This is a genomic window from Altererythrobacter sp. TH136, from assembly GCF_007065885.1.
GTDB lineage: Bacteria > Pseudomonadota > Alphaproteobacteria > Sphingomonadales > Sphingomonadaceae > Tsuneonella.
This window is the reverse complement of sequence record NZ_CP041409.1, coordinates 1990870-2017702: the sequence shown is the minus strand read 5'-3', so window position 1 is coordinate 2017702 and position 26833 is coordinate 1990870. Positions and strand designations below refer to the sequence as shown.

Sequence of the window (26833 nt, the reverse complement as noted above, 5' to 3'; positions counted from 1 at the left end):
CGTGTGTGAGCGGCGAGGTCGGCTTGCTGGCGGACCTCGCCGCGCTCCACATTCCGTATGCGGCGCATGAGCACGCGGCGGTCTTTACCGTCGCCGAAAGCCGCGCGCTCGATGCCGGCATCCCCGGCGCTCATACCAAGAACCTGTTCCTGAAGGACGCGGCAGGCGCATTCTGGCTGGTGACCGTACCGGCGGAAGCGCGGATCGATCTCAGGGCGCTGCCGCAAGCGATCGGCTGCAAGCGGGTCAGCTTCGCCAAACCCGAAGCCATGCAAAGCCTGCTCGGCATCACGCCCGGATCCGTGACGCCCCTCGCGATGATCAACGCCGTGCCCGATAGCGTCACGGTCGTGCTGGACGAGGGACTCGCGGCGGCTGGGCGGATCAACGTCCATCCGCTGCGCAACACCGGCACGCTTGGCCTGTCGGGCAGCGATGTCCTGCGGCTGCTGCGGCACTGGGGGCACACCCCCGTCATCGCTGCGATACCGGTGACTGGTTAGCGGCGCCGGAAGCGGAAGTACCAGACCTCGTGGTTGTAGACGGTGCGCGCCTTGTGCTCGTACCGCGTCTCGGGCCAGCCCGACGGACGATTTTCCCAGTTTGCGCGTCCGTCGACCACCCACTCGAAGACGTCGGTGAACCGGCGCATCACCATCAACGCGTGGCGCAGGTATACCGCGTGATCGGTCCCGAAGCGCAGTTCTCCCCCTGGCTTGAGCTTGTCCGCCATCATCCGCACTGGCCCGTCGTTCATCATCCGGCGCTTAGCGTGGCGCGCCTTGGGCCACGGATCGGGGTGCAGCAGGTAGAGCATCGTCAGCGCCCCATCGGGCACCCGCGCGAGCGCCTGCAGCGCGTCCCCATGCTGGATGCGGACGTTGGCCAAGCCGCCGTCGCGTACATGTACCAGTGCCTGGGCAACGCCGTTGACGAACGGTTCGGCGCCGATGAAGCCGTGGTCGGGCAGCAGGTCGGCACGATAGGCAAGGTGCTCGCCGCCGCCGAAGCCGATCTCGAAATGCAGGGGGCGATCATCGCCGAACAATCGCGCCGAGGTGACCTCCCCCTCCTCCGGCACCGCGATCTGCGGCAGGAGGGTATCGACCAGCGCCTGCTGCCCGGCTCGCAACGTCTTACCCTGGCTGCGGCCGTAAAGGCGGTTGAGCGTGGTCGGGTCGCCGGGTTTGTTCGCGGTCATCGCCGCGCGCCTAGCCTTACTTGAACCAGGCGGTCCAGACTCCATTGGCGCTAGCCAGCCCCGTGCACGAGGCTGGCCCGGATCTGCATGACTTGCGCCGGGATGTGCCCGGCGCTGCCCAGCGCCGCGACCGATCCAGCGCGGAGCCACGGCGCGTCCGAAAGATCAGCTTATTTCAGTTTTTCAGCCTTGCTGTCGGCCCACTTCTTCCCGGCGTCCCCGCCCCATAACAGCCAGGCGATGAAGCCGGCGGACGGGTCGCTGTCCGAGTTCCACTTGTGGCTACCGGTGTCTTTGTCGACCGCATGGCGCGCGAAGTAGCTGTGCATCGATTTCACGTCAGCTTCGCTCAAGTCGCGGCGGTCGGCGAGCTGGTGCGCGCGTTGACCCCCACTTCGGTACCGCCGCGGCCGAATTTCTCGCGCAGGCGCAAACCGCGCCTCGCTGCCGATGCCATCCGCTGGGTCGGAGTAAAGGTCCGCTCTCCCGCCACCGGTCAGGCCTTGTCGAGCGCCGCGGGTTTATGCGCCGCACGCTTCCCCTCATCGGTCTCGACGATGTATTCGGGATTGTCTTTCGACGCGGCGACCTTGTGCCCCTTGATCGTCGTGGGAGACGTCGCCTTTCGCACCACCTTGCCGTGCGCGGTGCCGCCGTGGCTTTTCCAGGTGACCTTGTCGCCCTTGCTCAGTTCCTTCGCCATCGCTCGTGTTCCTTCACATCTTACCGAGCAACGGAGCGACTTGCGCACCGTTCCGGTGGGCGAACGAAAACCGCCCGGGGACCTTGGCGGCACCCGGGCGGCTCTTCCCCGTCCAAAAGGAACTGGTCGTAAGGCGGCGCTTAAGCGGCCTGCGCCTCGTCCTGCGGGTCGCGCAGCACATAGCCGCGGCCCCAGACGGTCTCGATGTAGTTCTCGCCGCTGCACGCGTGGCTCAGCTTCTTGCGCAGCTTGCAGATGAACACGTCAATGATCTTGAGTTCGGGCTCGTCCATCCCGCCGTACAGGTGGTTGAGGAACATCTCCTTGGTCAGCGTGGTGCCTTTGCGCAAGCTGAGCAGCTCCAGCATCGCGTATTCCTTGCCCGTCAGGTGGACCCGCGCGCCGTCGACTTCGACGGTCTTGGCATCGAGGTTGACCGCCAGTTTGCCCGTGCGGATGACCGACTGGCTGTGTCCCTTTGACCGGCGCACCACGGCGTGAATGCGGGCGACCAGCTCTTCCCGGTGGAACGGCTTGGTCACGTAATCGTCCGCGCCAAAGCCGAAGCTGCGGATCTTGGAATCCATCTCGGCGATACCCGAAAGGATCAGCACCGGTGTCTGCACCTTGGCGACACGCAGTTTCTTGAGCACGTCGTACCCGTGCATGTCGGGCAGGTTCAGGTCGAGCAGGATGATGTCGTAATCATACAGCTTGCCGAGGTCCAAACCCTCTTCCCCGAGGTCGGTCTGATAGACGTTGAATCCCTCGGTCGTGAGCATCAACTCGATCGCCCGTGCCGTCGTCGGCTCATCCTCGATCAGCAGTACGCGCATCGCCGGTCCCCCCTGAAATCCCACTGCCCCTGGTAACGCCCCGTCAACGGGTGTTGCCCTTGGTTAACCACAAAACATCTGAAGGAAAAAGGTTAACGAGGCGTAAAGGGGATTAACACTTTCTGGTGTGGCCCGTCGGACTCAGTGGGTCATCCAACGCCTGCCAGCTTCTTCTGCCGCCTCCGCTGGACGCTCGAGCCGATCCCCAGCGCCTCGCGATATTTGGCGACCGTGCGGCGGGCGAGGTCGAAGCCCTTGTCCTTGAGCAGATCGACCAGGGTGTCATCCGACAGGATAGCTTTCGGGTGCTCCGCCGCGATGAGCGCGCGAATCGCCGCCTTCACCGCCTCCGCGCTTGCCCCACCCTCCCCGTCCGAAGATGCGACGCCGCTGGTGAAGAAGTACTTCAGCTCGAACGTCCCTCGCGGGCAGGCGAGGTATTTGTTGCTGGTCACCCGGCTGACCGTGCTTTCATGCAGATCGATCGCTTCGGCGACCGCGCGCAGGGTCAGCGGCCTTAGTTCGGCCACCCCGCGGCGGAAGAACCCCTCCTGCCGCTTCACGATTTCCGCGGCGACCTTGAGGATAGTCCGTGCCCGCTGGTCGAGCGCCTTGAGCAGCCAGTTGGCTTCCCCCAGCTGTTCCTTCAGCCAGGCCTCGGCCGCCTTGCCGCCGCCTTGCCTGAGCTGGAGATAATACGTCCGGTTGACGATCAGCCGCGGCAAGGTCGCCTCGTTCAACGCGATGTCCCACCCGCCGCCGGCGGGGCGGAGCAGAATGTCCGGCACCACCGCCGCCTCCCCGCCGCCGCCGAACCGCAGCCCGGGCCGGGGATCGTAGGCGCGCAGTTCGGCGAGCATGTCGGCGAAATCTTCGTCATCGACCTCGCACATGCGTTTCAGGCGGGCGACGTCGCCGCGGGCGACCAGGTCGAGATTGTCGATCAGCCGGGCCATGCACGGATCGTAACGGTCGGCTTCGCGGGCCTGCAGCGCGAGGCATTCGGCCAGGGTGCGGGCGCCCACCCCGGTGGGGTCGAGCGATTGCACCACCGCCATCGCGCGCTCCGCCTCGGCCAGCGGGACGCCCAGCGCGTCGGCAAGTTCTGCAAGCGTGCCAGTGAGATAGCCTGCTTCGTCGAGCTGGTCGATGATCGCCCGCGCGACGAATTCCTCGCGCCCGTCGCCCGCTGCGGCGCCGACCTGGGCGTGGAGGTGTTCCGCCAGCGTCGGTCCATCGGTGGCACCCCGTTCGTCGATCCCCGGCCCTTCTTCCCCGCTACCGGAGGAAGCGGCGCTCCACTCGTCGCCGGTGTCGCGGTCGCGGTCGAGCGCGCTTTCATCAAGGTCCAGCGCCGCCTCACCGTCGCCGCTGTCGGCGCCAGCTTCGCGCACAAGAGGTTCAACCTCGCCTTCCGGGGCGTCGTCGCGCCGCACCTCGCCCAGTTCGAGCAGCGGGTTGGCCTCCAGTGTCTCGCCGATGAACATTTCGAGCTCGAGGTTCGACAGCGCGAGCAGGCGGATCGCCTGCTGCAGTTGCGGCGTCATCACCAGCGATTGGCTTTGCCTGAGGTCGAGGCGGGGACCCAGAGCCATCGATCGGCCTACAGGGTGAAGCTTTCGCCGAGATAGAGCCGGCGGACGTTCTCGTCGGCCACCAGCGCTTCGGGCGTTCCGGCGAACAGCACCTGCCCGCCGTAGATGATGCAGGCGCGGTCGACGATCTCGAGGGTCTCGCGCACGTTGTGGTCGGTGATGAGCACGCCGATGCCGCGGGTCTTCAGGTCCTTCACGAGGTCGCGGATGTCGCTGATCGACAGCGGGTCGATCCCGGCAAAGGGTTCGTCGAGCAGCATGATCGACGGCTTGGCGGCCAGCGCCCGGGCGATCTCGCACCGCCGCCGCTCACCGCCCGACAGTGCCATCGCGGCGCTGGTGCGCAGTCGCTGGAGCCCGAACTCGTCGAGCAGCCGGTCAAGCTCGGCCGCACGGGTCGCCTTGTCGGGCTCCACCAGCTCGAGCACGCTGTTGATGTTCTGCTCCACGGTCATGCCGCGAAAGATGCTGGTTTCCTGCGGCAGGTAACCGAGACCCAGGATCGCGCGGCGGTACATCGGCAGCCGGGTCACGTCCTCGCCATCCATCAGGATGCGGCCCGAATCGGGGCGGACCAGGCCCATGATCGAATAGAAGCAGGTCGTCTTGCCCGCGCCGTTCGGCCCCAGCAGGCCAAGCACCTCGCCCTTGCCCACCGTGAGCGAGATATCGCTCAGCACGCTGCGCTTGTCATAGCTCTTGGCGATCGAGATCACCTCCAGCCCGCCGTTCGGCAGGGGCGCGGTGGCATCGGCCGCCGGTATCGGGGCAGGCGCCGGGGCAGGATCGGTAGCAAGCATGGTCATCGCCCCAGCATGTAGCACCACACGAAAGCGTGAAAAGCCCGGTTGGCAGGATTCGTGCATGGTTCGCGGCGGGACGCTTGCCGAATCGTGCGCGGACACCGCCCTTGCGCTTGGCCCACGAATTTGAGACAGTTCCCGCCGGAGAGAGAACTGGGGAGAACAGGGCGATGCCCAAGGCGATCGAGCGCAGCGAAGCGCTGCATCCCACGCATGCGGGCCGTCTGCGCAAGAGCGGGCGGCAGCGCCTCGATTGGCGCAAACGCATGAGCGACAATGTCGCCTATGCCCTGCTGGTTTACACCGGCCTCCAGATCTTCGTCACCGTCCACGCGCTGAAGTCCGGTGCCGACTCGTCGTCGATGATGCCCTACCTCGCGCTGGTCGTGCTGGTGGCGGCGATTATTCCCGCCTGTCGCGCGTTCGAAGGCCGCTGGCTGGGCATTTCGGACGAAGCCGCCGCCGATCCGGGGTACCGGGGCGCCTATCGCCGCGACCAGGCGCTGCTGTGGATTGTCGCCATCGGCCTGCCGTTTGCACTGACCGCGCTGTTCAAGACGCTGTCCTCGGTCTTCTAGCACCGGCTCTCTTGCGCCCGTTGCGGGGCGCCACTTGCCGCGGAGTTTGCGGCACCCTAGCTGCCCCTGCATGCAATCATCCCATCTGCTCGACGCCGCCAGCGCGCTGATCGATCACGCCCGCCGCTGCGGCGCCGACGCCGCCGACGCGACCGGCCACACCTCGTCGGCGCACGGCGTCAGCGTCCGGCTGGGCGTGCTGGAGGACATCGACCGGTCGGAAAGCGCGCAAGTGGGCTTGCGGGCGTTCGTCGGCCAGCGGTCTGCCAGCGTATCGACCAGCGACCTGTCGCCCGCCGGACTGAAGGAATTGGCCGAGCGGGTGGTGGCGATGGCCCGCCATGCGCCGGAAGATCCGTTCGCCGCGCTCGCCCCCGAAGCGGCCGTGGCGCGGGGCCCCTTTCCCGACCTCGCCATCGCGGACGCGAGCGAGCTCTCTGCCGAGGAGCTGCGCGACCGGGCCCGCGCAGTCGAGGACGCGGCGCACGCGGTGTCGGGGGTGCGCAACAGCGAAGGCGGCAGCGCGAGCGTGGGGCGCGGCGGATCGGTGCTGGTGACCAGCACCGGCTTTGCCGCCGCGTTCGAAGGGACCAGCCACGCGCTGTCAGCCAGCGTCATCGCCGGCGAAGGCGACGGGATGCAGCGCGATTACGCGGCACGCAGCGCGCGCCACCTGGCGGACCTGCCGGACCCCGCCGAGGTGGGCCGCCTGGCGGGCGAGCGCGCGGTCGCCCGGCTGGCTCCGGCCACGCCTTCCAGCGGAGCGATGCCGGTGGTGTTCGACCCCCGGGTATCGGCCTCGCTGGTCGGCCACCTGCTAGGTGCGATGGCAGCGCCCTCGATCGCGCGGCGGGCCAGTTTCCTGGTCGGCCGGGAAACGGAGACCCTGTTCCCGGACGGCATCCGGATCGTCGATGACCCGCTGCGGCCGCGCGGACTACGCTCGCGCCCATTCGATGGCGAAGGCATCGCCTGCGCGCCGCACGCACTGGTGGAAGACGGGCGGGTGACCGGCTGGCTCACCAACGTCGCCTCGGCGGCGCAACTGGGCCTGCCCCTGACCGGGCACGCCTCTCGCGGGGGCGGCGGCACGCCGGGGGTGAGCCCCAGCAACGTCGACCTGCTTGCCGGAGACCAGACGGTGAAGGAGTTGATCGCCGACATCGCCGACGGCGTGCTGGTCGATTACCTGATCGGCCAGGGGATCAATCCCGTGACCGGGGATTACAGCCGCGGTGCCGCGGGCCGGCGCATCGTCAATGGCCGGATCGAAGGGCCGGTGGCCGGGTTCACGATCGCCGGCAACCTGATCGACATGTTCGCGTCGATGCGCGCGGCCAGCGACCTCGAAACCTACCGCGCGATCAACGCGCCGACGCTGCGGATTGACGGGATGACGGTCGCCGCCGCCTGATCAGGTGGCGGACGGCTCGATCGGCGTCCGCTTGTACCGTTCGATCGCGTCCACCACCGCGCGGCGGGCGTCGGCCGCATCGCCCCACTTGCCCACCCTCACCCACTTCTCGTGCTCGAGATCCTTGTAGTGGGTGAAAAAGTGTTCGATCTGCTGGAAGATGATCGAAGGCAGGTCCTGCCGTTCGGCCACGTCCGAATAATACGGAAAGGTCGTGTCGATCGGCACGCAGACGAGCTTCTCGTCCCCGCCGTGCTCGTCTTCCAGGTTGAGCACGCCGATCGGCCGGGCGCGCACGACGCAGCCGGGAATGAACGGGCTGCGGCTGATCACCAGCGCGTCGATCGGGTCGCCGTCATCCGACAGGGTATGCGGCACGAAGCCGTAGTTCGCCGGATAGCGCATGGGCGTGTGCAGGATGCGATCGACGAACAGCGCGCCCGACGCCTTGTCGAATTCGTATTTCACCGGCTCGCCCCCGGTGGGCACCTCGATGATCACGTTGAGGCTTTCGGGCGGATTGTCGCCCACGGGAATCTTGTCGATCTGCATGGCGCGCGCCCTAGCGGCGCTGATGGTGCGCCGCAACAAGGTTGATCCTCAGTTCGCGGCTTTCGCCGCCAGCAGCCGGTCGAGCGGCTGCTCGCCCGGCGCGGCGGGTTCGAGCCAGGGATAACGCAGCCCGCCCCGGTAATCGAGCGTGATGGTGTCGTAGAGATCGCCGCGCTTCACCAGCAGCGCGATCGGTGCCTTCGACCGGGCGGCGGCGGTGATCGCGTCCTTCATGCCTTGCGCGCTGTACGCCTCGCCGCCGACCGCGACGATCTTGGCGCCGTTGACGATGCCGGCGTTGAACGCCGGGCCGTCCCACCGGGTGGAGGTGACCGTGCCGTCCTTGTCGAGGTTGAACCCCAGCGAATAGGTCAGCTCCAGCCCCTTGCCGTGATCCATCGCCCCCTTGTCGAACGGATTGGGGGTATCGCGCCAGACCAGCCGATAGCCTGCCATCTCAATGCCCCTGGTGGGCGTGGGCTGGCCGGGCGTGAGCAGGCGGGTCGTCAGGAACTCTGCCCAGTCGTATGGGTGCACGCCGTTGAGCGCGGTGACCACGTCATCGAACGTGTAGGTCAGCTGGCCCCAGTCTCCATCGCGCATCCCGAAGAACGCCCGTGCAAAATCATCGAGGCCCCTGCTCCCGCCGGTGCCTTGGCGAATGATCTGGTCCGCTTCGAGCCAGACGAGCGAGCTTTCGACGTAGTAGTCTTCGCTCCGCTGCAGCGAACTGTACGGGTGCGGCCGGCGGGCGGCCATGATCGGATCGTTGGTGGTGTCGCCGACATCGCGCCATGCGCGGCCCGGCTGCCCTTCGCTGTACACCGCCGCATCGCGCGCCATCCGGCCCAGGATCGTCTCTTTCTTCTGCAGGCCGGAACGCGCGGCGAGCACGTTGCCCCAGAACTGGGTCTGCCCTTCGTACAGCCACAGCAGCGATCCCTGCATCGGGGTGCGGTAGTCGGGCGTCCACAGATCCGCCGGGCGGCGGTACTTGCCGTTCCAGCTGTGCACCAGTTCGTGGGCAATGACGTTGTGGTCCCAGTCCATCGCGTCCCAGTCGGTGAACGAGGTCGGCTCGTACTGGTTTTCGGAACTGCGGTGATGCTCCAGGCCGATGCCGCCCATCCGGTCGGTCAGCGCCAGCAGGAACGTGTATTTGTCGAAATGGCGCGCGCCGAACAGCGCATCGGCCTCGATCACCAGCTTGTTGAACGTGGCGAGGTTCTGCGGCGCGATGGCGAGCTGCGCGGGCTTGTCCGCCACCACGTCCAGCCGCACGTCCTCACCGATCGGCCAGGACTGCGCGTGCTTGCCGGCGAAGATCGGCGAATCGACCAGCGTTTCGTAATCGGTCGCCGCCCAGGTGACCTTGTCACCGGACCGCTTCTGCCCGTCGAGCGCGGTGAACACGCTCCACCCGGCGGGCACCGTCACCGTGGGCCGCACCGCGATCCGGCGGGTGTAATGGCCGGCGGGGTACAGGCTCATCTTCTCCCACTGCAGGTTGAGCATCTCCTGCGTCATCGTCACCCGCCCTTCGGACCCGGTGACAGGCGAGGTGTGGACGAAGCTTGCCACCACGCTGCGCGCTCCGGCAGGCAGTGCCAGCTTGAAGGCATAGACGTCGAGCGGGTCGCGCCGCCACGCGACCGGCTTGCCATTGGCGGTAAAGCGGATGTCCGACAGCAGGCTGATCGGCCCGCGCGCGGCATGGTTGCCGGGGAGCCATTCGGGGTAGAGCAGCGTCAGTTCGCGGGTGCCGGGGCTGAGCGGGATCGTCTGGATGACCCGGTACACCGCGCGGCGGGTGTCGGTCGCGTCGATCGCCAGGTCGATCGTCCCGCCGGGCCAGGCGGTATCGACCGGCAACGGCGTGCCGTCCGCCACCTGGACCGCGACCGGCATCGACCGGTTGGCGTCCTGGGCTGCGACGGGGATGGTGAAAGCGAGGGCGAGGAGCGGGAGCGCGAACCGGTTGATCATGCGGCAAGTCTGTGTCGGATGCGCGGACGCGGCGCAAGCGGCTGCTCGACGAGCGGCTTTCCCGGCAGACACGAACAGGCTAGTGCGCGCCGCGAAATGAGCCAGAAAACCCCGCAAGCCATCCGCGGCACCCAGGACATCTTCGGCGCGGAGGCCGAAGCGTTCGCGTTCGTGGTCGAAACGTTCGAGCGGGTGCGCAAGCTCTATCGCTTCCGCCGGATCGAGATGCCGGTGTTTGAACGGACCGAGGTGTTCGCCCGCTCGATCGGCGAGACCACCGACATCGTGTCGAAAGAAATGTATTCGTTCGAGGATCGCGGCGGCGAGAGCCTGACCCTGCGCCCGGAATTCACCGCCGGCATCGCCCGCGCGTTCATCACCGACGGATGGCAGCAGCACGCGCCGCTGAAGGTCGCCACCCACGGCCCGCTGTTCCGCTATGAACGCCCGCAGAAGGGCCGCTACCGCCAGTTCCACCAGCTCGACGCCGAGATCATCGGCGCCGCCGAGCCGCAGGCCGATGTCGAGCTGCTGGCGATGGCCGACCAGCTGCTGAAGGAACTGGGCATATCCGACGGGGTGACGCTCAACCTCAACACGCTGGGCGATGGCGACAGCCGCGAGGCGTGGCGCGGGGCGCTGGTCGATCACTTCGCGGGAGTGCGCGGGGAGCTGAGCGAGGATTCGCAGGAACGGCTCGACAAAAACCCCTTGCGCATCCTCGACAGCAAGGACCCGCGCGACCAGGCGTTCGTCGCCGACGCTCCCAAGATCGACGATTTCCTGAGCAGCGAAGCGCAGGACTATTTCGCCAAAGTATGCGCCGGGCTGGACGCCGCCGGCGTCGCGTGGACCCGCAACCCGGCGCTGGTGCGCGGGCTCGACTATTACCGCCACACCGCTTTCGAATTCGTCACCGATCGGCTGGGCGCGCAGGGGACGGTGCTCGGCGGCGGGCGCTACGACGGGCTCATCGAGAGCCTCGGCGGGCCGCACACCCCGGCGGTCGGCTGGGCCGCGGGAATCGAGCGGCTGGCGATGCTGGTGGGGGAGCGTCCGCAGGAACGGCTCGATGTGGCGATCATCCCGCTCGACGACGATGGCCTCGCCGATGCGAACCGGATCGCGCGCGACTTGCGCGGTCACTGGAACACGGTGGAAGTATTCGCGACCGGCAAGATCAAGAAGCGGATGAGCCGTGCCAGCGAAGGCGGCGCGCTGCTCGCCGTGCTGATCGGGGAGGATGAACGGCTGGCAGGCGAAGTCACCGTGCGCGACCTCCACGGCGGCGAACAGGTGCGCATGCGGCCCGCAGATTTGCGCGACGCCGTGGCGCAAGCGCAGAACGCCGACTGGCTGCGCGGCCTGGAGCGTGACGGGATCACGCCCCCCGACGAGCCTGATTTCGGATGACTATCCCCGCCGAACGGCTCAACCAGATCCGGCACCGCTTTTCCGAGCTCGAGGCGCGGCTTGGTTCGGGCACGCTGGAGGGCGCGGAGTTCGTCTCCGCCAGCCGCGACTATGCGGAACTGGAACCCGTGGCGCGCACCGCCGAGGAGGTGCTGCAGATGCGCGCCGAACTCGCCGAACTGGAAGCGCTCGACGACAGCGATCCAGAAATGCGCGCGCTGGCGGAAGAAGAGGTACAGCGCCTGCGCGCCGCCCTGCCTGCCGCCGAGCGGGCGCTGTCGATCGCCATGCTTCCGCGCGACAGCGCCGATGCGAAGCCTGCGATGCTGGAAATCCGCGCTGGCACCGGGGGCGACGAGGCCGCGCTGTTCGCGGCGGATCTCTACCGCATGTACGAACGCTTCGCCGCGGAGCAGGGCTGGCGGGTCGAGCCAGTCAGCATGAACGCGTCCGACATCGGCGGGTTCAAGGAAATCGTCGCCAACGTCGCCGGCAACGGGGTGTTCGCCAAGCTCAAGTTCGAAAGCGGCGTGCACCGCGTCCAGCGCGTGCCGGTGACCGAAAGCGGCGGGCGCATCCACACGAGCGCGGCGACCGTCGCCGTCCTCCCCGAGCCGGACGATGTCGATGTGCAGATCGAGGACAAGGACCTCAAGATCGACGTCTACCGCGCGTCCGGCGCCGGCGGCCAGCACGTTAACACCACCGACAGCGCGGTGCGCATCACGCACCTGCCGACCAACACCGTGGTCACCTGTCAGGACGCCCGCAGCCAGCACAAGAACAAGGACAAGGCCATGCAGGTCCTGCGCGCCCGCCTGTTCGAGGCGCAGCGCGAGGCGACTCAGGGCGCCGAGGCCGAAGCGCGCAAGGCGATGGTCGGCAGCGGCGACCGGTCCGAACGCATCCGCACCTACAACTTTCCGCAAGGCCGAGTGACCGATCACCGCATCGGGCTGACGCTGCACAAGCTCGACGAAGTGCTCGCGGGGCCGGGTCTTGCGGAACTGGTCGACGCGCTCACCGCCGAGGACGAGGCCAAGCGGCTTGCCGCTCTCGGCGAATAGGCTGGGCGGCGCATGACCACCGTGGGCGAGGCGCTCCGCGCGGCGGCGGAGCGCCTAGCCGCCACCTCCGACACTGCCCGGCTCGATGCCGAACTGCTGATGGCGCACGCGCTCGGCTGTTCGCGCACCGACCTGTTGCTGCGCCACCTGCGCGATCCGGCGCCGGCCGGCATCGCTGCGTTGATCGACCGGCGCGCGGGGCATGAGCCGGTCGCCTACATCACCGGCACCCAGGACTTTTACGGCCGGACCTTTTCCGTCTCTCCGGCAGTGCTGATCCCGCGCGGCGACAGCGAGACCACGGTCGTCGCGGCGCTGGAGGCGCGGCCGGCCGCGCGGCGGGTGCTCGACTGCGGGACCGGCTCGGGCGCGCTGTTGCTCACCCTGCTGGCCGAAATTCCGCAGGCGCTCGGCACCGGCATCGACCGGTCCGCCGAGGCGCTGGAGATCGCCCGCCGCAATGCCGCCGTGCTGGACCTGGCCGCGCGCGCGCGCCTGGTCGAGGCCGACTGGTCGCGGGCCGGCTGGTCCGCCGGGCTTGGCCGGTTCGACCTCGTCATCGCCAATCCGCCTTACGTAGAAGATGATGCGGCGCTGGATGCGACGGTGCGCGATCACGAACCGCACGGGGCGCTGTTCGCCGGGCCGGATGGGCTGGCGGACTATCGCACGCTGATCCCGCAGTTGCCCGCGCTGCTGGAACCAGGCGGGGCGGCGGTGGTCGAGATCGGCCACGCGCAAGCGGCCGCGGTGAGCGCGATTGCGCGCGAGGCGGGCTTTACCGCCGAACTGCGCCGCGACCTTGCCGGGCGGCCCCGCGCGCTTATCCTCCGCCGCGGCTGAGTTTGGGCTTGGCAAACGCGCCTGCGATAGCTACCTCTTTCCCCAAGCCCAGCGGTTTGCGGCGCGTTCGCCACCCGTATGCGGCCCAGCTCCAACATTTGCATGATCTTTTCGGGTTCGGCCCGTGGGCCAGACAAGATGGACAAGGCAAAGCAGGGCACCGCGCACCGATTTCGCGCGACGAGGGGTCATGAGGACGGTTTACCGGCGCGCGGAGCGTCGGCCGATCCACCAGAAGGAAGAGTTTTTCCTTGAACAACAATAACAACAGCAATCGCGGCAATAACAACAACCGGCGCCGTGGTCGGGGCAATCGCCAACAGCAAGGCGGCGGCAACCAGAACCGGATCGACAGCCGCGCACGCGGCAATGCGCCGCAGATGCTCGATAAATACAAGAAGCTGGCGCAGGACGCGCAGCATCACGGCGACCGCGTGCAGGCCGAATATTACCTGCAATTCGCAGATCACTATTTCCGGGTGATCGCCGACAACCGCGTACGCCAGGAAGAGCCCCGCGGCGGCCGCCGCGAAGAGCGCGACTTCTCGAACGAGGAAGACGGCGACGAGGACGATTTCGGCTCCGCGCGCAATGCGCGTGACGATCGCCCCCGTGAAGAACGTCAGCGCGACGACCGCCCCCGAGAAGACCGTCAGCGCGATGAACGCCCCCGCGACGATCGGCAGCGCGACGATCGCCCTCGGGAAGATCGTCCCCGGGAAGACCGTCAACGCGAAGATGGTCAGCGCGACGCCCGCGGCGGCAAGGACCGCGGCCGGGGCGCAGAGCGTCAGCGCCGTCCGCGCGAGGACAACGACGGCAACCGCGAGCAGGCCGAAGGCGAGCGCGCGGTCGAAGGTGACAGCGCCGCAGCCTACGAGCCGGCCGAGAACCCCTTCGTCCGTCCCGCCCGCGAGCGCACCGCCCGCCGGCCACGCACCCGCGCCACTGAAGGCACCGACGAAACCGAAGAGATGGTCGGCGACCGCGGCGAAATCGATGCCGCCGCCCTGCCCCCGTCGATTTCCGCCGGCAGTCCAGTCGCCGACACGGACGGTGAGGCTGCGCCCGCTACGCGCAAGCTGCCCCCGCGCCGGCGCCGCAAGGTGGCTGACGAAGCCGGCGAAGGCGACAACCTGACCGCGGTCGGCTGAGTTCGGCCCGATGGCCGCCGCAGTGCGCGAAGGCCGTGTTCCGGTGGCGCGCGCATTCCTGGCGCATCCGCGGCTAAGCGGCCTTGCCTGCGGGCTGGTCGCCGCGCTTGGCTTTCCCCCGCTCGGCCTGTGGCCATTCACGCTGCTCGGCGTCGCAGGGCTGGCCGCCCTGCTCGCGCGCACGTCCGGCTGGCGGCAGGCGGCGTGGATCGGCTGGCTGTTCGGGCTGGCGCACTTCACCTTTGCCAACAACTGGATCGCGACCGCGTTCACCTATCAGGCGAACATGCCGGCGGCGCTCGGCTGGGCGGCGGTGCCGCTGCTGGCCGTCTATCTCGCGGTCTATCCCGCGATCGGCGCGGCCATCGCCCGCACCGTCGGGGGCACCCGGCCCGTGCCGCTGGCGCTGGCGCTGGGGGGCGGCTGGATCGTGTCCGAATGGCTGCGCAGTTGGGTGTTCACCGGTTACGCATGGGATCCGCTGGGCCTCGCGCTGCTGGGTCCGTTCGACCGGCCGGGCCTCGCCGCGCTGCTGCCGTGGCTCGGCACGTACGGCTTGTCAGGACTGACGGCGCTGATCGGTGGCGGCCTGGCCGCGCTGCTGGCGATCCGCGCCTGGTGGCGCGCGCTCGCCGTGCTCGCGCTGACGATGGTCGGGATGTACCTGCCGGCGCCGCCCAGCCGAGAGGGCACGCTGGCGGTCACGCTGGTCCAGCCCGGGTTCCGGCAGGAGGAGCTCGATCGCCGGGACCTGTACGAACGCCAGTTCGCGGACCTGGCGCGCATGACCGCGCCGCGCCGCGATGCCGGGCAGCGGCTGGTCCTGTGGCCTGAATCCGGCCTGCCCGATTACCTGCGCGACGGCTATCCGCGCCACTACTACCTGGGCGCGACCGCGGGGGCCGATCCGCGGTTCGCCCGCACCCGCATCGGCCAGGTGATCGGCCCGGGCAGCCTGCTGATGACCGGCGCGGTGGACCTGGAGATTGCCGACGGACGCGCCGTGGGCGCGTACAACGTGGTCACCGTGCTGGACCCGGCGGGCAACATCCGCGGCAGCTACAGCAAGGCGCATCTGGTGCCGTACGGCGAGTACCTGGCGCTGCGCTGGCTGCTCGAGCCGCTCGGCGCGTCGCGCCTGGTGGCGGGAAGCTTTGATTTCATCCCCGGTCCGGGACCACGCACGCTCGACCTTGGCGCCTATGGCCGCGCCGGCATCCAGATCTGCTACGAGATCATCTTCTCCGGTCAGGTGGTCGATCGGGCACACCGGCCGGAATTCATCTTCAACCCGTCCAACGATGGCTGGTTCGGCCACTTCGGCCCGCCGCAGCACCTCGCGCAGGCGCGGATGCGGGCGATCGAGGAAGGGCTGCCGGTGCTCCGCGCGACGGTCAACGGCATCAGCGCGGTGGTCGACGCCCGCGGGGTGGTGCGCGCTCACCTGCCCACCAGCCATGTGCCGGGGCGCATCGACACCGTCGTTCCGCCCGCGTTGCCGGCGACGTTGTTCGCGCGGACGGGCAACGTACTGCCGCTTGCATGGGCGATACTGATCCTAGCCGCCTGCGTGCTTGTCAGGCGCAGGCGCGGCGGCTAGGCGGCAGCCAACATATAAAGCTTTCCTTATATGGGGAACTCAAGCCGATGCGCGCCGAATACCTGTTCACGTCCGAAAGTGTCTCCGAAGGCCACCCGGACAAAGTCTCTGACCAGATTTCCGACGCGATCGTCGACCTGTTCCTGTCGAAAGACCCCGAAGCGCGGGTGGCGTGCGAGACGCTGACCACCACGCAGAAGGTGGTGCTGGCGGGCGAGATCCGCTGCAAGGGCGTGTACGAGAACGGCCAGTGGGCCGATGGCGCGCTGGACGAGATCGAGCGTACGGTGCGCGATGTCGTGAAGGACATCGGGTACGAGCAGGACGGCTTCCACTGGCAGACGCTGGACTTCCAGAACAACCTGCACGGGCAGAGCGCACACATCGCGCAAGGCGTGGACGCGGGCGAGAACAAGGACGAGGGCGCGGGCGACCAGGGCATCATGTTCGGTTTCGCCTGTGACGAGACCCCCGACCTGATGCCGGCGACGCTCGATTACAGCCACAAGATCCTCGCCCGGATGGCGGCCGACCGCCACTCCGGCAAGGCGCCGTTCCTGCAGCCCGACGCCAAGAGCCAGGTCACCCTGCGGTTCCGTGATGGCCAGCCGGTCGCCGCGACCGCCATCGTCGTCTCGACCCAGCACGCCGAAGGGTATGATGAGGGCGCGCACGAGGCCGAACTGCACAACTATGTAAAAGCCGTCGTCGCCGACGTGCTGCCGCGCGAATTGTTGACCAACGAGACGGTCTACCACATCAATCCGACCGGCAGCTTCGTGATCGGCGGGCCTGACGGCGACGCCGGGCTGACCGGGCGCAAGATCATCGTCGATACCTATGGCGGCGCGGCCCCGCACGGCGGCGGCGCCTTTTCGGGCAAGGACCCGACCAAGGTCGATCGCTCGGCCGCCTACGTCACCCGTTACCTGGCCAAGAACGTGGTCGCCGCTGGCCTTGCGCGGCGCTGCACGATCCAGATCGCCTACGCCATCGGCGTATCGCAGCCGCTGAGCCTGTACGTCGACACCCACGGCACCGGCACCGTCCCGGACGAGAAGCTGGAGCAGGCGATTACCGAGGTTGCGGGCAAGCGCCTTGGCGGCCTGACCCCGCGCGGAATTCGCGAAGGGCTCGGCCTCAACAAGCCGATCTACCGCAAGACGGCAGCCTACGGGCACTTCGGGCGGACTCCCACGGGCGAGGATTTTCCGTGGGAGAAGACCGATCTCGGCGACGCGCTGAAGGCGGCGACCGCCGCCTGACCCATCCGCCTAGGCGCGCAGTTCGCGCACCGCGGCCAGATCGTCGTTCAGGGTGCGGCCGGCGCGCCAGTAGTGCGCCGCCGCCCACCACGACATCAGCGCCGTACCTGCCATCGCGTAACCGAGCGCGACGTCGCTCGGCAGCCCGTCGGCGGCCAGGCGGTCGCTCAGCCACCCGACCAGCACCGGCCCCAGCCCGCCGACCATGCCGGTGAAGATGTTCACCAGCGCATGGCCGGTCGCGCGCATCCGCGGGTCGAGCAGGTTTTGAATCGTCCCGGCGGTCGGGCCCAGGAAGGTGAACAGCAGCAGCGTCGACACCGCGCTCAGCACGAACAGCGATCCGAAATCGCTGCGGGTCATCGCCAGCGCGAACAGCGGCGCGGCGAGCAACAGGCACAGCGCGGGGAATTGCCCGTAAGCGCCGGGGAAGCGGGGAGCCAGCCGGTCGACGATCGTCCCGCCCAGCGCCACCGAGATCGCCGCCGGAACGCTGGCGGCAAGCGCAGTCATTAGGCCCGCTTCGCCCACTGGCAGGCCGAACCGGCGAGTCATGAGCGCCGAGAAGAATGCGATCAGCCCGAACCCGACCATCGAGGCGAGCGCCGACCCGATCACCAGGTGCTTCACGCTCTTGAGGCGCGCCATCCGGGCGATCACCGCCTTTAGTGGAGGCACACGCTCATCGGTCACGGTGTCGTGCCCGCCGCGCACCGGCTCCTTGACGAACAGCCAGACCAGCAGCGCGAGCAGGATGCCTGGCAGCCCGGTGACGATGAACGCCCAGCGCCAGCCCCATGCCTGCGCCACGAACCCGCCGCCCGCCAGCCCGATCATCGCGCCGAGCGGCGCCGCCAGCAGGAGGATCGACATCGCGCTCGCACGGCGGTTCGGCGGGTAATAATCGGCAATCACCGACTGGTTGGCGGGCAAGCCGACCGCCTCACCAATCCCCACCGCGACCCGCGCGGCGAGCAACTGGGTCCACGTAGTGACCGCGCCGCTCGCGGTTGCCGCCACCGACCACAGCAAGGTGCCTACGGCGGTGAAGGTGAGCCGCCGCCGGCTCTCCGCCAACCGTGCGACGAACACGCCCAGCACGATATTAAGCGACGAGTAGGCAAAGCCCAGCCAGCCGATCTGCTCGTCGTTGAGGCCGAATTCCGCTTTCAACGGCTCGACCAGCGCGTTCACCACGACACGGTCGACGAACCCGATCGTCCCGATCGCGGTCAGCAGGATCAGCGCAAGTGTTGGCGAGCGCCGCCGCCAGCCGCTCAAGCGAGCGACCCGCTCAGCCGCTCGACCGCCTCGACGAATTCCTCGCGGAACGCCTGCACCACCGCGCGGGCCGGGCGCACTTCGTCCACCAGGCCGACGCCCTGCCCGACGAAGTAACTCACCAGTTCGCGCGCTTGAGCGTTCCCGGCCTCGGCAGCGCGCTCGATCCGGGCGAACGCGGGTTCCGACACCATTCCCATCAGCGGCATGGGCAGGGTGCCCGGACCGTCCGTGGCATCCCACGCCTCGTGCCACGCGGTGCGGAGCTGGCGCGCAGGCTTGCCCGTGCGGCTTTTCGAGCGGACCGTGTCGCGGCTGCGGGCAGCGACCATCCGGGCGCGGAAGGTCTCGCTGGTTTCCGCCTCGGGGGTGGCGAGCCAGACGCTGCCGGTCCACGCCCCTTGCGCGCCGGCCGCCATCATCGCGGCCATCTGGCCGCCCGTCATGATGCCGCCCGCGGCAAGCACGGGGGTCGCGTGGCCGGCCTGCTCCAGCGCGCGGACCACTTCGGGGATCAGCACCAGCGTCGAGACTTCGCCGCAGTGCCCGCCCGCTTCGCCGCCTTGCGCGACGATGATGTCCACCCCTGCCGCGGCCTGCCGCAGGGCGTGTTCCTTGGCGCCGACCAGCGCCGCCACCGGCACGCCGCGCCGCTTGCCCTCCGCCACCATTTCAGGCGGCGCGATGCCGAGCGCGTTGGCGATCAGCCGGATCGGGTGGCGAAAGGCGACCTCCATCAGCGCGAGGCCGTTTTCTGGCGTGATGCCCATCCGCTCACGCAGTTGCGGCACCTCGGCGCTCGCCTCGATCCCGTAGCGCGACAGGATGTCCGCGGCGAACCGGGGGTACTGCGGATCGATCGCTGCCGCTCGCTCGCGGTTATCGCTGAAGCCGGCGACCCGCGGGTCGATCGTTTCGGGCACCAGCACGTCCACGCCGTATGGGGCGCCATCGACGTGCGCGTCGATCCACGCGAGTTCTTCCTCCAGCTGTTCGGGCGAAAAGCGGGTTGCGCCCAGAACGCCGAACCCGCCCGCCTTGCTGACCGCCGCCACCACGTCGCGGCAGTGGGAAAAGGCGAACAGCGGGAACTCGGCGCCGGTCAGGCGGCAGACGGCGTTGTTCATGCCGCGACCGCCACGTCGTACTTCGCGGTGGTCTTGGCGGCGATCTCGTCGGCGGTGACCCCGGGTGCGGTCTCCAGCAGGCGGAACGGGCTGGCGTGGTCGGGCCGCTGGAATACCGCGAGATCGGTGACGATCATGTCGATCACGTTCATGCCGGTCAGCGGCAGGGTGCACTGTGGGATGAACTTGGGGCTGCCGTCCTTGGCGGTATGTTCCATCACCACGATGATCTTCTTGACCCCGGCGACCAGGTCCATCGCCCCGCCCATGCCCTTGATCATCTTGCCGGGAATCATCCAGTTGGCGATGTCGCCCCCTTCGCTGACCTCCATCGCACCCAGCACGGTCAGGTCGATGTGCCCGCCGCGGATCATCGCGAAGCTCGCCGCGCTATCGAAATAGGCGCTGTTGGGCAGTTCGCTGATGGTCTGCTTGCCGGCGTTGATCAGGTCGGGATCGACCTCGTCATCGTAGGGGAACGGCCCGATGCCGAGCATGCCGTTCTCGCTCTGCAGCGTCACGTGCATCCCCTCCGGGATATGGTTGGCGACCAGCGTCGGGATGCCGATGCCCAGGTTGACGTAAAAGCCGTCCTGCAGCTCCCGGGCGGCGCGGGCCGCCATCTCGTCACGGGTCCAGGGCATCGCGTATTCCTTCAGCTTGGTGAGGGGGAGGTCAGGGGTTGGGGAATCAGGAACCAGCCCTTGCCGATCAACGCTTCCAGCGGCGCGGCGGCGGCGGGGTTCTTGAGATACTGGAACAGTTCGTCGAAGTCGGCGCGCTCGTCACCCGCCAGGGCGACGACGCAGAATTCGGCCGCGAAGTCCGCCAGGCGGGTCTGCTTGCGCTCCTGCGGATAGCGCAGCAGGACCAGTTCGTCCCGGCCCGCGGGATCGAGGCCCGCCGCGATCAGCGCCTTGCGCACCGCGCCTGCCTGATCGGCGGTGTTCGCGGTGGTCCACGCCACCGCGATACCTTGCGCGCGCAAGCTCGCCAGCGTGCCTGCCAGCAGCGGATCGCCGCGCAGCGCGCCGGACGGGTCCAGCAGGCTTTCGCCGGGATCGAGGTCGATCAGCACGGCGGCGGGCAGGGCCGTGCAGGCTTTCGTCGCCGGCCTCAATGTGCCGGGGCTGACCAGCAGCGCCGAACGCCGCTCGTCGCTGCTCTCCGGCAGGGCACCTTGCGCGGCGACATACGTGGCGAACTGGTCGTAAGCGACGATCCGTAGCTGGACCGGATCGAACCGCGCCGGATCGATGACCTGCGCGTGGACCCCGCCTGCAAGGCTGTGGGGCGGCAGACCGGACGCGATGGCAGCAGGGGCAACGGTGGCGGGTGCATCGGCAGCGGGAGCCAGGTCAGGCGCGACTTGCTGAGCGGCGGCGACGGATACCTCAGGTGCGGCGCGATCGCCCCTGCCCGCCGCCAGCCCGCCCGCCGCCAGTACCGGCAGCGCAGCCGCCACGCAGCCTGACATCAGCAGCGCCGACGCGGCAAGCAGGCAGATCGACAGCGGCGTGCGCACGGATCAGTCGCTCAGGCGACCCGCTCGCGCGTCGTGCGGAACTCGATTTTCTTGTCGTAGGGCGCGCCGACGATCATCCGCTGCACATAGACCCCGGGCAAGTGGATGCAGTCGGGATCGAGGCTGCCGGCGGGGACTACTTCCTCCACTTCGACGACGCACACCTTGCCGCAGGTCGCCGCGGGCAGGTTGAAATTGCGCGCGGTCTTGCGGAACACGAGGTTGCCGGTTTCATCCGCCTTCCACGCCTTCACGATCGCCAGGTCCGCGAAGATCCCGTGTTCGAGGATGTAGTCCTCGGGACCATTGGGACCCGCGAACGACTTCACTTCCTTGCCCTCCGCCACCGCGGTGCCGACGCCGGTCTTAGTGTAAAAGCCGGGAATGCCCGCGCCGCCGGCCCGCATCCGCTCGGCCAGAGTACCCTGTGGGCAGAACTCCACCTCCAGTTCGCCGGCGAGGTACTGGCGCTCGAATTCCTTGTTCTCGCCAACGTAGCTGGAGATCATCTTCCTGACCTGCCGGGTGCGCAGCAGCTTGCCGATGCCTTCGTTGTCGATGCCCGCGTTGTTCGAGCAGAACGTGAGGCCGGTGACGCCGCTGTCGCGGATCGCGTCGATCAGCCGGTCGGGCACCCCGCACAGGCCAAAGCCGCCGCTGGCGATCAACATGTCGTTGCGCAAAACCCCTTCGAGAGCGGCGGCGGCGGTCGGGTAGAGCTTGTCCATGCGCGGTCTTTAGATGCTGCCCCGCCCGCTGTCACGGGGCGGCGAAGGGCAATCGCATCTACCGCAGTGCGTCATAACGCTGACACAAGCGCGTGGAGAGCGAGCCTTTTTCTCATATCGGCCAACGGATTAACTATAGAGTTGCGTATCGCGCAACTGTCCATGTCTTTTTCGCACTTGCACAAAAACGGCTCCCTCCGCATATCGGGCGGGCCTTTTCAGGCATCCTCTCCCAAGACTTCCAAGGCCCGGCGGGTATATCCCTCCGGGCCTTTTTTTCGCCGCCGGTCGGCGCGATGGTCGGCCGATCGGGGCACCGAATGTCTTGCCGTTCATTGGCAAAGCATGGCCGGCTTCCTAGCTCTGGGAGGAACGGGATAGAGCGACAGGAGGGTCCAACCCGATGGCCGACAACAACGCGCCCAGCGCGACAGACGATAACACGATCCGCCTCCAGGTTGCCGCCGCGCGGCAGGAAGAAAGCGGTCAGGGCATTGCCCGGATGCCGCGCAGCGTCTTCCAGGCGCTCGGCATCACCGAAGGCGATGTGGTGGAGATCAGCGGGAAGCGGACCACCGCCGCCATCGCCGTGCAGGCCTACGACGAAGACCAGACGCTGGAGGTGATCCGCCTCGACGGTCTGCAGCGCGGCAACGCCGAGACCGCGTCGGGCGAACACGTGATGATCCGCCGGGCAGAGGCCCGGCCGGCGACCCGGGTGGTGTTCGCGCCCGCGCAGCGCGAGATGCGGCTGCAAGGCCCGACCGAGGCACTGAAGCGCAATTTCTTCCGCAAGCCGCTGACCGCCGGCGACGTGGTCGCGACCACCGGGCAGCAGCCGGTCAACAACATGCCGCCCGAAGTGCGCCGGATGTTCAACGCGCCGGCCTATGCGCTCACCCAGATCCGGCTGACCGTGGTCTCGACCACGCCGAAGGGCATCGTCTGCATCGACGAGAATACCGAAGTCGAACTGCGTTCCGAATTCGAAGAGCCGCGCGATGGCCGGGCGGTGGTCAACTACGACGATGTCGGCGGAATCGGCGACACCATTCAGCAGCTGCGCGAGATGGTCGAGCTGCCGCTGCGTTACCCCGAACTGTTCACCCGCCTGGGCGTCGATCCGCCCAAGGGCGTGCTGTTGCACGGTCCGCCAGGCACCGGCAAGACCCGGCTTGCGCAAGCCGTCGCCAACGAAAGCGACGCCACCTTCATCACCATCAACGGACCCGAGATCATGGGTTCGGGCTACGGCGAGAGCGAGAAGCGCCTGCGCGAGGTGTTCGAGGAAGCTGGCAAGAACGCGCCAGCGATCATCTTCATCGACGAGATCGATTCGATCGCGCCCAAGCGCAGCCAGGTCGCCGGCGAAGCCGAGAAGCGCCTCGTCGCGCAGTTGCTGACGCTGATGGACGGGCTGGAGGCGCGCTCCAACATCGTGGTCATCGCCGCCACCAACCGGCCGGACGCGATCGACGAGGCGCTCCGCCGTCCAGGCCGGTTCGACCGCGAGATCGTGATCGGCGTGCCTGACGAGAACGGCCGCCGCGAGATCCTGGCGATCCATACCCGCGGGATGCCGCTGGGCGACCGGGTCGATCTCGACGAGCTGTCGCGCACCACGCACGGGTTCGTCGGCGCGGACATCGCTGCGCTCGCTCGCGAGGCGGCGATCGAAGCCGTCCGCCGGATCATGCCGCGGCTCGACCTCGATGCCCGCGAGATTCCGCCCGAGGTGCTCGAAGACCTGATGGTCACGCGCGAGGACTTCTTCTCCGCATTGAAGCGCGTGCAGCCGAGCGCGATGCGCGAGGTGATGGTCCAGGTGCCCAACGTTGGGTGGGACGACATCGGCGGTCTGGCCGAAGCGACCGAGAAGCTGAAAGAGGGCATCGAGCTGCCGCTCAAGAATCCCGAGGCGTTCCGGCGGCTGGGTATTCGCCCGGCCAAGGGGTTCCTGCTTTACGGTCCTCCGGGCACCGGCAAGACGCTGCTGGCCAAGGCGGTCGCCAAGGAGGCGGAGGCGAACTTCATCTCGATGAAGAGCAGCGACCTGCTGTCGAAATGGTACGGGGAAAGCGAGCAGCAGATCGCTCGCCTGTTCCAGCGCGCGCGGTCGGTCAGCCCGTGCGTGATCTTCATCGACGAGATCGACAGCCTGGTCCCCGCGCGCGGATCGGGTCAGGGCGAGCCGGCGGTCACTGGGCGGGTCGTCAACACGATTCTGGCCGAAATGGACGGTCTTGAAGAACTGCAGTCAGTGGTTGTGATCGGCGCGACCAACCGCCCGACGCTGGTCGATCCGGCGCTGCTTCGCCCCGGCCGGTTCGACGAGCTGGTCTATGTCGGCACCCCCGACAAGGCGGGGCGTGAGCGCATCCTGGGCATCCATGCCAAGGACATGCCGCTCAATGCCGACGTCGATCTCGGCAAAATCGCGGCCGATACCGAACGGTTCACCGGCGCCGATCTGGAGGACGTGACCCGCCGTGCCGGCCTCAACGCGCTGCGCCGCGCGGGCGGCGATGTGCAGGACGTGACCGCGGCGGACTTCGCCAAGGCGCTGGATGATTCGCGCGCCACCGTCACTCCGGCGATGGAGGAGGAATACAAGAAGCTGCGCGGCGAACTGAAGAAGCGGGCGGCGGAGACCGGCTCCGGCATCGGCTTCATCAGCGAAGGGATGGTCACGCCGACGCGCGAGTACAAGCACGCGCCCGCCGCGATCGACCGCAAGGACGACGGCGACTAGCTGCCCGAGCCGGCAGCGACGGCGGCGTGGAGCAGCGCCTTTGGCTGCTCCCGCCGCAGCCAGTCGAGCATGTGTTCACGCAAGGCGCTGCGCAGTTCGAACAGGTCGCCGACCGTGGCTGCGCTGACCGACAGGCGTAACTCCATCGATCCGGGCCGCGTCTCGGTGACGTAGACCGCGCCGGTGCGCTTGTCCCATTTGGGCTGACTGGCCAGGAACCGCTCAAACTCCGCTCGGATCGGCGCGACTTCGGCCGCCTGGTCGAGGTGGAGGAACACCGGCCCGGTCAGCAGCTCGCTCATCCGGGTCCAGTTTTCGAAGCTGTTTTCCAGGAACCGCACGGTGGGCACGATCGCCACCCGCTCATCCCACATCCGCACGACCACGAAGCTCATGCGGATTTCTTCCACCCGGCCCGAGAACCCGTCGATCACCACAAAATCGCCCAGGCGCAGCGGTTCGGTCAGCGCCATCTGCAAGCCACCGATCAACGACTTCAGCGCCGGCTGGGCAGCCGCGCCGACCGCCAGGGCCGCCAGACCGGCTGAGGCGAGCAGGGTCACGCCCACTTCGCGCACGCCCGGCAGCTGGAACAGCACCAGTCCCACGGTGATGAAGACGATCACGAACGTCGCGGTGCGCGACAGGATCGCGACCCGCGTGCGGCGGCTGCGCGCGGCGGCGATATCGGTCGAGATCTCCGCCCGGTGCTCCAACGCGGCAGACAGCGCCCGCACCACCGCGTACGCAATCCAGCCGAGCAGCGCGGGCACCACGAACTTGCCGACCACGTTCCAGACACTCGCCACCCACACATCGGCCTGAGCGGCCAGGGACACCGCGACCGCCGCGGCGGCCCAGCGCGCGGGGCTGCGCACCTGATCGACGATCACGCCATCGACCGGGGTGTCGGTACGGCCGGCTATCCGGCTCAGAATGGCGAACACCAACCGGTGCACCACCGCCGCCACCAGCAGCGCGCCGCCCAGGACGATGGTAGCGTGGAGAACTTCGACCCAGTCGAGATTGTAGCGGGAGGGATCCAGGTCACGGAACATGGCCGGGGACTTATGACCCGGCGGCGGGGGACACAACCCCGCGGGCGCCTAGCCCGACAGGGGGAAGCGCATCGCCACGTGCACGCCCCCGGGGGTGAACTGGCGCTCGATCGTGCCGCGTAGCTGGCGCGCTGCGCTGGTCATCAGCAGGCTGCCGAAACCGGCCCGTTCAGGCTCCGCGACGCATCCTGGCTGTTCCTCGCGCCATTCGATCTCCAGGTCGTCGTCGATGCGGCGCCACTCCACGGTCAGTGCCCCACCCTCCGACCAGCAGCCGTACTTGACCGCGTTGGTGGCGAGTTCGTGCAGCACCAGGCCAAGCGGCGTGACCTGGCGCGCGGGCAGCGCAGTTTCCGGGCCGTCGAGCGTCGCGCGGCGCTCGGACGACAGGTACGGCTTGACCGCGGTTTCGATCAGCGCGCGGAGCGAAGCGCCCATTTCGGGCGATCCTTGCGTCACTTCGTGAGCGGCCAGCAACGCGTGGATGCGATCGGCGATACTGTCGACCACCGGCTTGGCCTCGGGCGCGTCCTTGGCGCTCATCCGGACGATCGCCAGGATCACCGCGAACAGATTCTTCACCCGGTGGTTGAGTTCGCGCGCCAGCAGGTCGGCCTGATCCCGCGCCTGCGCCACCAGCTCCGCCTGCGCGGCTTCCGCATCGGCCCGCGCGGCCCGCGCGACGAGCCGGTAGCCAAGCGCGAGCGCGACCAGCAGCAGCGCCGAAAGCCCGATGAGCAGGGGTACCACGCGCCCTTCCGCCGCGGCGGTCTCACGGGTCGCGAGCGCGAGCTGTTCCTGCTCGATCCGCTCCAGCTCGCGGAAGGCCATGCGCAAGCGCTCCATGACCTCCTGCCCCTCGTCGGTCAGCACCCGGTTGCGCGCCTCGAGGACCTGCCCGCTCGACACCAAGGCCACCGATTCAGCCATTTCGCCGAACTTCGAGACCGTCAGGTTCTCGACCTGGTCGATCAGCTCGGCCTGCCGGGGATTGGCATCGTTTCGGACAAGCTGGCGCAGCCGCGAGAACGCCGGCCCGTACTGCTCACGCGCCAGGTGGTACGGCCCCAGATAACGCTGATCCAGAGTGATAAGGTAGCCACGCTGGCCGGTTTCCGCGTTCAGCACCGCCCGGTTGATGATCGCCAGTTCAGACAGGACATTGCTCGTCTGCCGCGCCTCCGCGCGTTCGCGCCGCTCGGACTCGACCGTCTGGAAGATCAGCACAACCGCGCTCAGCAGCGATACCGCGACCAGCGTGAACGCGATCAGGTTGGCGCTGCGCGCCAGCGCGCGGCGAAAGACCGGGCCGCGCCCGTCAGTGCTGTGCGATGCGTCCATAAAGATCGACT

Annotated in this window: 25 protein-coding genes; 10 read left to right on the top strand and 15 right to left on the bottom strand. The window is 68.2% G+C overall.

All coding sequences use genetic code 11. From position 1 onward, the window contains the following. Nucleotides 1-5: 5 nt before the first annotated feature. Nucleotides 6-503 carry a prolyl-tRNA synthetase associated domain-containing protein gene (locus tag C0V74_RS09735; protein WP_143251604.1) on the top strand — a complete coding sequence of 166 codons (498 nt, stop codon included), beginning with the start codon at nt 6-8 and terminating at the stop codon, nt 501-503. Here C0V74_RS09735 and C0V74_RS09730 read toward each other — a convergent pair. The 6 genes from C0V74_RS09730 to lptB all read right to left on the bottom strand — a co-directional run bounded on the left by C0V74_RS09730 (nt 500) and on the right by lptB (nt 5141). After that, the gene (locus C0V74_RS09730; protein ID WP_143251603.1) at nt 500-1201 is read right to left on the bottom strand and encodes a tRNA (guanine(46)-N(7))-methyltransferase TrmB; all 702 of its coding nucleotides are present in this window, start codon (nt 1199-1201) and stop codon (nt 500-502) included. The two genes, C0V74_RS09735 and C0V74_RS09730, sit on opposite strands and share 4 nt — an antisense overlap. 170 nt (nt 1202-1371) lie before the next feature. Further along, entirely contained in the window at nt 1372-1554 is a 183-nt protein-coding gene (locus C0V74_RS13030) for a hypothetical protein (RefSeq protein ID WP_210413404.1), read from the bottom strand. Nucleotides 1555-1697: 143 nt separating this feature from the next. Next, nucleotides 1698-1904 (bottom strand): DUF2945 domain-containing protein, encoded by a 207-nt coding sequence (locus C0V74_RS09720; RefSeq protein ID WP_131621331.1) that lies wholly within the window; start codon nt 1902-1904, stop codon nt 1698-1700. Between the two features lie 140 nt (nt 1905-2044). Next, entirely contained in the window at nt 2045-2740 is a 696-nt protein-coding gene (ctrA, locus tag C0V74_RS09715) for a response regulator transcription factor CtrA (protein WP_131621329.1), read from the bottom strand. Between the two features lie 149 nt (nt 2741-2889). Next, nucleotides 2890-4335 carry an RNA polymerase factor sigma-54 gene (gene rpoN, locus C0V74_RS09710; RefSeq protein ID WP_143251602.1) on the bottom strand — a complete coding sequence of 482 codons (1446 nt, stop codon included), beginning with the start codon at nt 4333-4335 and terminating at the stop codon, nt 2890-2892. A gap of 8 nt (nt 4336-4343) precedes the next feature. Continuing rightward, on the bottom strand, nt 4344-5141 hold the full coding sequence (lptB, locus tag C0V74_RS09705; protein WP_143251601.1) for an LPS export ABC transporter ATP-binding protein: 798 nt from the start codon (nt 5139-5141) through the stop codon (nt 4344-4346). A 167-nt stretch (nt 5142-5308) separates the two neighbouring features. On the opposite strand from lptB, the gene C0V74_RS09700 reads away from it, so the two are divergent. Together C0V74_RS09700 and C0V74_RS09695 are read left to right on the top strand one after the other, a co-directional pair. Then, on the top strand, nt 5309-5716 hold the full coding sequence (locus C0V74_RS09700) for a hypothetical protein (RefSeq protein WP_207912080.1): 408 nt from the start codon (nt 5309-5311) through the stop codon (nt 5714-5716). 70 nt (nt 5717-5786) lie between these two features. Then, nucleotides 5787-7130 carry a TldD/PmbA family protein gene (locus tag C0V74_RS09695; protein ID WP_143251600.1) on the top strand — a complete coding sequence of 448 codons (1344 nt, stop codon included), beginning with the start codon at nt 5787-5789 and terminating at the stop codon, nt 7128-7130. Here C0V74_RS09695 and ppa read toward each other — a convergent pair whose 3' ends face one another. Both ppa and C0V74_RS09685 read right to left on the bottom strand, forming a co-directional pair. Beyond that, nucleotides 7131-7682, bottom strand: a complete 552-nt coding sequence (gene ppa / locus C0V74_RS09690) for an inorganic diphosphatase (RefSeq protein WP_143251599.1) — start codon at nt 7680-7682, stop codon at nt 7131-7133. A gap of 48 nt (nt 7683-7730) precedes the next feature. Then, a complete protein-coding gene (locus C0V74_RS09685; protein WP_143251598.1) occupies nt 7731-9668 on the bottom strand; it encodes a M61 family metallopeptidase in 1938 nt (645 codons plus the stop codon). 96 nt (nt 9669-9764) lie between these two features. Here C0V74_RS09685 and hisS point away from each other — a divergent pair, with 96 nt between their 5' ends. The 6 genes from hisS to metK all read left to right on the top strand — a co-directional run bounded on the left by hisS (nt 9765) and on the right by metK (nt 17010). Next, the gene (gene hisS, locus C0V74_RS09680) at nt 9765-11081 is read left to right on the top strand and encodes a histidine--tRNA ligase (RefSeq protein ID WP_143251597.1); all 1317 of its coding nucleotides are present in this window, start codon (nt 9765-9767) and stop codon (nt 11079-11081) included. Further along, nucleotides 11078-12148 carry a peptide chain release factor 1 gene (prfA, locus tag C0V74_RS09675; RefSeq protein ID WP_143251596.1) on the top strand — a complete coding sequence of 357 codons (1071 nt, stop codon included), beginning with the start codon at nt 11078-11080 and terminating at the stop codon, nt 12146-12148. The genes hisS and prfA overlap by 4 nt, the downstream gene beginning before the upstream one ends. Before the next feature lie 12 nt (nt 12149-12160). Beyond that, the gene (gene prmC / locus C0V74_RS09670; RefSeq protein WP_143251595.1) at nt 12161-12991 is read left to right on the top strand and encodes a peptide chain release factor N(5)-glutamine methyltransferase; all 831 of its coding nucleotides are present in this window, start codon (nt 12161-12163) and stop codon (nt 12989-12991) included. A 251-nt stretch (nt 12992-13242) separates the two neighbouring features. Beyond that, the gene (locus C0V74_RS09665) at nt 13243-14145 is read left to right on the top strand and encodes a DUF4167 domain-containing protein (RefSeq protein ID WP_143251594.1); all 903 of its coding nucleotides are present in this window, start codon (nt 13243-13245) and stop codon (nt 14143-14145) included. A 10-nt stretch (nt 14146-14155) separates the two neighbouring features. After that, the gene (gene lnt, locus C0V74_RS09660) at nt 14156-15745 is read left to right on the top strand and encodes an apolipoprotein N-acyltransferase (protein ID WP_143251593.1); all 1590 of its coding nucleotides are present in this window, start codon (nt 14156-14158) and stop codon (nt 15743-15745) included. Between the two features lie 47 nt (nt 15746-15792). Then, the gene (gene metK / locus C0V74_RS09655) at nt 15793-17010 is read left to right on the top strand and encodes a methionine adenosyltransferase (protein ID WP_143251592.1); all 1218 of its coding nucleotides are present in this window, start codon (nt 15793-15795) and stop codon (nt 17008-17010) included. A gap of 9 nt (nt 17011-17019) precedes the next feature. Here metK and C0V74_RS09650 read toward each other — a convergent pair whose 3' ends face one another. The 5 genes from C0V74_RS09650 to C0V74_RS09630 are packed head-to-tail and all read right to left on the bottom strand — an operon-like array spanning nt 17020 to nt 21671. After that, nucleotides 17020-18291, bottom strand: a complete 1272-nt coding sequence (locus C0V74_RS09650) for an MFS transporter (protein WP_168194196.1) — start codon at nt 18289-18291, stop codon at nt 17020-17022. Then, a complete protein-coding gene (locus C0V74_RS09645; protein ID WP_143251590.1) occupies nt 18288-19418 on the bottom strand; it encodes a nitronate monooxygenase in 1131 nt (376 codons plus the stop codon). Before C0V74_RS09645 ends, C0V74_RS09650 begins: the two co-directional genes overlap by 4 nt. After that, a complete protein-coding gene (locus C0V74_RS09640; RefSeq protein ID WP_143251589.1) occupies nt 19415-20062 on the bottom strand; it encodes a CoA transferase subunit B in 648 nt (215 codons plus the stop codon). The genes C0V74_RS09645 and C0V74_RS09640 overlap by 4 nt, the downstream gene beginning before the upstream one ends. 11 nt (nt 20063-20073) lie before the next feature. After that, a complete protein-coding gene (locus C0V74_RS09635) occupies nt 20074-20943 on the bottom strand; it encodes a hypothetical protein (protein ID WP_143251588.1) in 870 nt (289 codons plus the stop codon). Nucleotides 20944-20954: 11 nt separating this feature from the next. Further along, a complete protein-coding gene (locus tag C0V74_RS09630; protein WP_143251587.1) occupies nt 20955-21671 on the bottom strand; it encodes a CoA transferase subunit A in 717 nt (238 codons plus the stop codon). Nucleotides 21672-22074: 403 nt separating this feature from the next. Here C0V74_RS09630 and C0V74_RS09625 point away from each other — a divergent pair, with 403 nt between their 5' ends. Next, entirely contained in the window at nt 22075-24423 is a 2349-nt protein-coding gene (locus C0V74_RS09625) for a CDC48 family AAA ATPase (RefSeq protein ID WP_143251586.1), read from the top strand. Here C0V74_RS09625 and C0V74_RS09620 read toward each other — a convergent pair. Both C0V74_RS09620 and C0V74_RS09615 read right to left on the bottom strand, forming a co-directional pair. Then, the gene (locus C0V74_RS09620; protein WP_143251585.1) at nt 24420-25481 is read right to left on the bottom strand and encodes a mechanosensitive ion channel domain-containing protein; all 1062 of its coding nucleotides are present in this window, start codon (nt 25479-25481) and stop codon (nt 24420-24422) included. The two genes, C0V74_RS09625 and C0V74_RS09620, sit on opposite strands and share 4 nt — an antisense overlap. 48 nt (nt 25482-25529) lie before the next feature. After that, nucleotides 25530-26822, bottom strand: a complete 1293-nt coding sequence (locus C0V74_RS09615) for a CHASE3 domain-containing protein (RefSeq protein WP_143251584.1) — start codon at nt 26820-26822, stop codon at nt 25530-25532. Nucleotides 26823-26833 lie beyond the last annotated feature (11 nt).